Below are 1,375 nucleotides of genomic sequence, written 5' to 3'. Positions count from 1 at the left end.
CCTGTGTGACGCCATCGGGGGCAAGCCCCCTCCCACATTTTGATTTGTGAACACATTCAAAGGTGGGAGGGGGCTTGCCCCCGATGAGGCGCGCCCAGGCAGCACAAGGCTTAAACCATCCCACCGAGCTTCAGCTCACTCTTCAAATACGCATAATAAATCGGCCCAGCCACCACACCCGGCAAGCCGAATGCGGCCTCGAATACCAGCATCGCCAGCAACAACTCCCACGACTTGGCACTGATCTGCCCGCCGACAATGCGTGCGTTGAGGAAGTACTCGACCTTGTGGATGACGATCAAATACCCCAACGCCGCAACCGCCACCCAGATCGACAGCGACAAGGCGACGATGGTGATGAGGGTGTTGGACATCAGGTTGCCGATCACCGGCAACAGGCCAAGCAGGAAGGTCAGCACGATCAGGGTTTTGGTCAGGGGCAGGTGAATGCCACACAGCGGCAGCACCACGGCGAGGAATATCGCAGTGAATGCAGTGTTGAGCGCGGCGATCTTGATTTGCGCGAAGACGATGTTGCGAAAGGCCTGGACCAGCAGGTGCAGACGGTCGAACAGCGCGGCGGCCAGGGGCTTGCGTTTGGTCAGGTCGGGGATGCGTTGCAGAGCGATGATCGCACCGAGCACCATGCCGATCAGCAGGGTGACAAACATGTGCGCGGCATCTTTGCCGACCAGTTGCAGTTCACTCAGGTGCTTACTCAGCCACTCGCCGATGGCCACGCGAAATTCGGCGGCGCTGGCGGGCAGGTAGGCGTCGAGGAACGGCGGCAACTGGCCGCGGGCGCGGTCGACCACACCCATGAACTTATCGAGGGAGGCCCCTGGGTTTTCCGCTTCGTGGAGCAGGAAGCTGATGGCACCGGCGAAGATCAGGGCCAGCACACTGACAATCAGGGTACCGAGCAACGCCACCGCCAGCCAGCGCGCGCGGCGGCCTTCGATCAGCCGTTGCAGTTGGGGGGTGAGCATGTTGACCAGTTCATAGACCAACAGGCCGGCCAGCAGGCTGGGCAGTAGTTTGAGCGGCAGGACCAGCAGCAATCCGCCGAAAATAATGATGTAGCTGGCCAGCAACAACACATGACGCTGAGGAAACGTTGGCATACAGCCTCAAAACGAACGGCGTTAAAGGATGGGCAGTCTGCCAGCGTTCCAGAAATCAAGCGAGAGCTGAAGGATGAGAATGCGATCAAAGTGTGGGAGGGGCGGTGCGACGATTCGACTTGCCCCCGATGAGGCCATCAGCACCTACGCAAAAGCCTGCTCCAGCGCCACACCCGCCCCGGTCAACCCGGAATACGGCGCCGTCACCAACCACACCGGAATACCTTTGAAGTAGTCGCTCATGCAGCCTT

Annotated in this window: 2 protein-coding genes; both read right to left on the bottom strand. The window is 60.1% G+C overall.

The features are described 5' to 3' along the window. Positions 1-110 precede the first annotated feature (110 nt). The gene (locus tag JWR98_RS28885) at positions 111-1,124 is read right to left on the bottom strand and encodes an AI-2E family transporter (protein WP_003171426.1); all 1,014 of its coding nucleotides are present in this window, start codon (positions 1,122-1,124) and stop codon (positions 111-113) included. A gap of 144 nt (positions 1,125-1,268) precedes the next feature. After that, positions 1,269-1,375: glucokinase (locus JWR98_RS28880; RefSeq protein WP_205491867.1), on the bottom strand; the 107-nt coding region annotated here is incomplete at its 5' end.

Origin of the sequence: Pseudomonas lactucae, assembly GCF_016937615.1 — a bacterium.
Classification (GTDB): Bacteria; Pseudomonadota; Gammaproteobacteria; order Pseudomonadales; family Pseudomonadaceae; genus Aquipseudomonas; species Aquipseudomonas lactucae.
The sequence above is the reverse complement of the archived record's forward strand: the minus strand, read 5'-3'. Positions and strand labels throughout refer to the sequence as shown.